Genomic DNA, 5,140 nt, shown 5'->3' with positions numbered 1-5,140 from the left:
GAAGCAAGTGAAAAAGAATTGGATATGTTCCAAGGTGGTGCTTAAAAAGTGCTTAAAAAAATAATAAAAAAATCAATAAGAAAATTATTAATAAAAGTAATGGTAGCTATATTGCCATTACTTTTATTAATTGTAATTGTTTCTACAACAGCATTAATACTTATAGGAAGTAATGGCAATACAAACAATAATAATGGTGTCGCTATGGGAACCTCTAATGTATCAGCAACTGTTTTAGCATGGAAACCAGAGGTTGAAAAATATGCAAAACAATTTGGTATACCTCAATATGTAAATCTAATTCTAGCACTTATTCAACAAGAAAGTGGAGGGTCTTCAATTGACGTAATGCAAGCTAGTGAAGGAGCTTACAATACGGAATATCCGAAAATGCCTAATGGAATAACTAATCCAGATTATTCGGTTTTTTGTGGAGTACAAGAATTTAAAGACTCTATTACAAAGGCTGGTGTTAAAGATATTAATGATACTAAAAATATTAGTTTAGCACTTCAAACTTATAATTTTGGTCAAGGATTTATCGGTTTTGCTAAATCGAAAGGGGGATATTCACTTGCAGTTGCACAAGAATTTTCTACGGTGCAAGCTAAAAAAGTTGGATGGTCAAGCTATGGAGATGTGAATTATGTAGCTCATGTTTTTAAGTATTATACAAGTTCTGAGACTGTAAAAGGTGGCTCTGGTAAACTAGAAAAAGTTATACAAATAGCACAAGAACAGAAAGGTAAAGCGTATATATGGGGAGCTGCTGGTCCAAATACTTTTGATTGTAGTGGATTAATATATTATTGTTATCAAAAATCTGGATACAAAATACAACGTTCAACAGCACAAGGGTACTATGATAATTCAACAAAAACTACTACCCCAGAGATTGGAGATTTAGTTTTTTTTGGTGATGTTAGAAACATACATCACATAGGAATGTATATCGGTGACGGTATAATGATAAATGCACCTAAGAGCAATGATGTTGTTAAAATTCAGAGTTATAATCGGTCTGATTTAGCAGGGTTTGGGAAATATAATGAGAAGTAAACTTAGGAGGATTAAATATGTCAGGCAATAAAAAAGTAAATAAATACTTAATTATGAGCAATATAGTTTTTATAATATCACTAACAACAGTAATAATTATGAACTATAAAAATTATAAAAATTACATAACAAGTGATAAAAATCTTACAAGTACAAAGGAGAAATTAAAAAACAATAACAATAAAATAAGTGAATTAAATAAAAAAATTGATACAAAAGATAGCGATAGAGCAGTAAAGATAAATGAAGTTTCAAATCAATTTTTAAATGCTTTTTTTAACTATGATGCTTTAAGTAAAGATAAAATTTATGACAATATAAAACCGTACTCAACTACTTACTTAATAAACAAATTAGAACCAACAAAAAAAGATGAGTTGCAAAGTGATGTTAATTACAAAATATCTATTGAAAATATTAGATTATATTCTAAGGCAATACAAGATGATAACAATGTAAGTGTTTTAGTATTAGCTGACCAAGAAATGCAAGTAAATAAAACAGATAGTACAACACCAATATTGATAGAATTAAAATTAAGAAATGTTGATAATAAATGGGTAGTTGATGATTTATTAATTAATAAACCATTAAAGAATACACCATTTATTAATTAAAATGAGGTGAAAATGTGATTCAAAATTTAGCTTATTCAAATACAAGTGTTAAGCATAATAAATCATTATTTTATTATATTTCATTTATAATAATAATAATAATGTACTTCATATTTTTCAATGCAAACAGTATATTACCCGATAATTCTACTGTTATGAATAGCAGTTTAGGTAAGGAAGTAAATGCAGGTTCTACAAAATTATCTATAAACAGATGGGAGCACAATAAGGACAAAAACTTCATGGAAGTAGAATTATCTTATAAAGATTCTGGAGATTATATAGCAACAAAACTTAATTTTTCTGCTAAAGCTAAAGTTAATGTAAAACAGAAATTAGCAGTAAAAACGATACTAAATACAGATGATATTTATATTGTTAGAATTGAAAATATACCAGAAAATTATGAAGCTATTGCATTAAAAGTTAGCCAAAATTCAAGCTCAAATTCAAATGTAAGTATAGATCCTAGTAATATAACTACAGATGATTTTAATTCTAATACAGCTGATGAAAGTGCAAGTAATGATAATAATGTAATTAAAAACAATTCCACTACTATATATTGTGATTATAGAAAAGTGAAAATTAACAATAATCTTAAATCGGAAACACAAAATGACTACATTATTAATATAACTAAAAGTGAAATAAGTAATATAAATAAGGAAATAGTTTCTATCAATAATAATATAAAAAATAACGAAAATTTGATTAATATGGCTAATGAAAAGATTACTAGTTTAAATAGTCAATATAAGTATGAAATTCAAGAAGAACAGACTAATACAAATCAAAAAATCAATAGTTATAAATCAAAAATAGTTGATAGTGAACAGCAAAATGCGACTTTGAAAATAACTAAATCTTCACTCATAGAAAAGATAAATAAACTAGATCAAAAGGTTAATGATATTAAAAAAATCAAAGATAAATCAAATATAAAAACAGATAAAGTAAGTATAAAAAGTGATAATATTTTATTAAAATTAAAAAAAACACAAGAGAAACAACTGGAACAATTAAACCAAATTCAATTGAAACATAATACAGAAATAAAAGTATATCAAGATAATTATAAAGTATTTCTTATATATGTGGAGAAAGAAAAACATATTCAACAACTTAAAAAAAATAATTTAGCGATACAAAACAAAAAAAAAGCAACTAAAAAAATAGCTAAAAAAGCACCTACGAAAGCAGTTGAAAAGGTTGTTAAAAAGTAAAATGGTGTATACTGTTATAAGAAAGCTATAATTTAGAAATAAAATAAAATATGTATAGGAGAGATAATATGAAAAAATTTCAATTTAAATTAGAATATAATGAGGAAAAAGTCAAAGCGATTAGGGTATCATTAAAAGATAAAGGTAAAGAACTTGATGAGGAAATCATTAAATATTTAGATGGATTATATAATAAAAATGTACCTAAAGTATTAAAAAAGTATATAGAAGAGGATTTTGAAACAAAAGATGAGACAGAAGGAAAGGTTAATAAAATACAGAAAGAAATACCAAATGAAGAAAAATCATCAAGTAAAACACTTGATAATAATAATAGAAAGTATTAAAATATATATAGAGAGATTATGCAGTTACATAAATCAATGTGAATTGCAGTCAAAATGGATACTGTTTTTGCATAGCAAACACAGTATCCTCAACAGATATATGATATTACAGTTGCACTGTAAATCTAGGTGGACAAATAAACACCAAACAGCAACAAAAAATCGCAAGCGATCGCAACAAATTTGCTTTTTTAATTGACTTGTGTTCATTTGTCCACGTTATCAATAACATTTCTAATATAGCCCCCCAATGTAACTTTACTAAATTCAAAAAATATTTAATGAGTAAATAGGTGATTATATGAAAGATTTAAGGATATGCCCACAATGTTCAAGCAAAAGCAGGAGTGACTACACAAGATTTTTTATAAATAAATTTATAAACGAAATAAATGTAAAAGATAAAATAATAGATCTAGGATGTGGGAGGGCAAGAAATATTTATTATCTTAATAAACTTGGATTCGAGAATATTACTGCCATAGATATAAATAAATTTAGTGAAATAGATATAACTAAAATTAATTTTATTCAAACTGATTTAAGTAATGGTATACCACTACAAAAAAAATATGATATTATAATGTGCAATTTTTTATTTATGTTTATTTCTGATAAAGAAAAATTAATAAATGAGATTAGTAGGATATCAAATAGTGATTCTTTCTGCATAGTTGAATTAAATAAAAAGAAATTATCTAATGGTATAAAATATGATTTTAATGAAATTATAAATTTATTTTCTAAAGAATGGGATATTGTAAATTTAAGATTGAAAACAAATAAATTTATTGCAAAAAAAAGGAGTATTAAAAAATGGCAAGAGGGAGGAAATCTGGTCCATCAATCAAGTGTATAACTGGAAGAGATCTTGAATTAATGAAAGGCATAGCACGAACTGGTGTGACCTCAAACTTTGATGCAAGAAAAATTATTGGGTTAAGCGAAAAAAGATTAAAGAATCTTGAAAAGGAATGTTATATATATTCTAAAGGTATAGTAATTCATGGAACAAATACAATTAAAGTTTATTATCTTGATGAAAAAGGTAAATCGCATGTAAAAATTAATAGTGATATAGATAATTTTTATAGAAGTAATGAAAGACAAATAGATCACGATTTAAAATTATCTAGTATATATTATAGTTTAGAACGAGAGCAAAGAAAAACTTGGTTAAATGAAAATGATTTAATAAAACAATATAAATTAGATAATCCTACTAAAAATTTAAATACAATGGTAGATGCAACATTTTCTAGTAATGGAATTTCAGTGGGAGTAGAGGTAACCACAAAAAATTATACGAAAGAACAGATACAAGAAAAATATAATATTGCTGCTGAAATTGGTTGTGGGGAGATGTTAAAAATTGAAGCTTGAAGAAGATATATTAATACCATCAGCACTTGAAATAAATCCATATACTTATATAGATATAGTTTTAAAATATCAACATTATCTAAAAATCATTAATTGTTTTGGCGGTTATATGTTTTTACAACAAATATATAAATTTTCTGGCAAATCAGAACGTCAAACCTTCAATGATATTCATGCCATGCAAGAAAGCAAACTTTTTAAAATTATAAGTTTAAATAACAATAAATATATCTTACTTACAAATACATCTATTAAATTTCTGAAAAACAAACCCAATGTTGCCCATTTGCAACCTCCAACTTCCACACAATTAAAGACTTCATGTTTTTTAGCTGAATATATAGAACACCCCAAAGAGTTTTTTAATTCATCAAAACCATATAATTGGTTTTTAGATAAGTATAAAAATGAAATACAAAAATTTAAAACTAATAATACAGCAGTCGATATGAAATTTTTAAATAATAATAAAGAAATTGTTAAAACTATTAAGAATGAAGAAATAAAG

At 25.4% G+C, this 5,140-nt stretch carries 7 protein-coding genes; all 7 read left to right on the top strand.

Going from position 1 to position 5,140, the window contains the following annotated elements; all coding sequences use genetic code 11:
- The first annotated feature begins 48 nt into the window (after positions 1-48).
- Positions 49-1,059, top strand: coding sequence for a bifunctional lytic transglycosylase/C40 family peptidase (locus VIM70_RS07955; RefSeq protein ID WP_331945218.1), 1,011 nt, complete (start codon positions 49-51; stop codon positions 1,057-1,059).
- 17 nt (positions 1,060-1,076) lie between these two features.
- Positions 1,077-1,676, top strand: coding sequence for a hypothetical protein (locus VIM70_RS07950; protein WP_331945217.1), 600 nt, complete (start codon positions 1,077-1,079; stop codon positions 1,674-1,676).
- Positions 1,677-1,690: 14 nt separating this feature from the next.
- A complete protein-coding gene (locus VIM70_RS07945) occupies positions 1,691-2,902 on the top strand; it encodes a hypothetical protein (RefSeq protein ID WP_331945216.1) in 1,212 nt (403 codons plus the stop codon).
- A 68-nt stretch (positions 2,903-2,970) separates the two neighbouring features.
- The gene (locus tag VIM70_RS07940) at positions 2,971-3,249 is read left to right on the top strand and encodes a DUF6103 family protein (protein ID WP_331945215.1); all 279 of its coding nucleotides are present in this window, start codon (positions 2,971-2,973) and stop codon (positions 3,247-3,249) included.
- A 301-nt stretch (positions 3,250-3,550) separates the two neighbouring features.
- The gene (locus tag VIM70_RS07935; protein ID WP_331945214.1) at positions 3,551-4,108 is read left to right on the top strand and encodes a class I SAM-dependent methyltransferase; all 558 of its coding nucleotides are present in this window, start codon (positions 3,551-3,553) and stop codon (positions 4,106-4,108) included.
- Entirely contained in the window at positions 4,066-4,632 is a 567-nt protein-coding gene (locus tag VIM70_RS07930; RefSeq protein WP_331945213.1) for a hypothetical protein, read from the top strand. Before VIM70_RS07935 ends, VIM70_RS07930 begins: the two co-directional genes overlap by 43 nt.
- Positions 4,622-5,140: hypothetical protein (locus VIM70_RS07925; RefSeq protein ID WP_331945212.1), on the top strand; the 519-nt coding region annotated here is incomplete at its 3' end. The genes VIM70_RS07930 and VIM70_RS07925, both read left to right, overlap by 11 nt.

It is taken from the genome of Clostridium sp., assembly GCF_036569345.1.
Taxonomy (GTDB): Bacteria; Bacillota; Clostridia; order Clostridiales; family Clostridiaceae; genus Clostridium_AD.
Note: the sequence above shows the minus strand (reverse complement) of the source record. Positions and strands in the feature narration are given on the sequence as shown.

Excerpts from the sequence above, each read along its gene's own strand:
- VIM70_RS07940 (WP_331945215.1), top strand. The coding sequence starts at position 2,971 with ATGAAAAAATTTCAATTTAAATTAGAATATAATGAGGAAAAAGTCAAA.
- VIM70_RS07930 (WP_331945213.1), top strand. The coding sequence starts at position 4,066 with ATGGCAAGAGGGAGGAAATCTGGTCCATCAATCAAGTGTATAACTGGA.
- VIM70_RS07950 (WP_331945217.1), top strand. The coding sequence starts at position 1,077 with ATGTCAGGCAATAAAAAAGTAAATAAATACTTAATTATGAGCAATATA.
- VIM70_RS07935 (WP_331945214.1), top strand. The coding sequence starts at position 3,551 with ATGAAAGATTTAAGGATATGCCCACAATGTTCAAGCAAAAGCAGGAGT.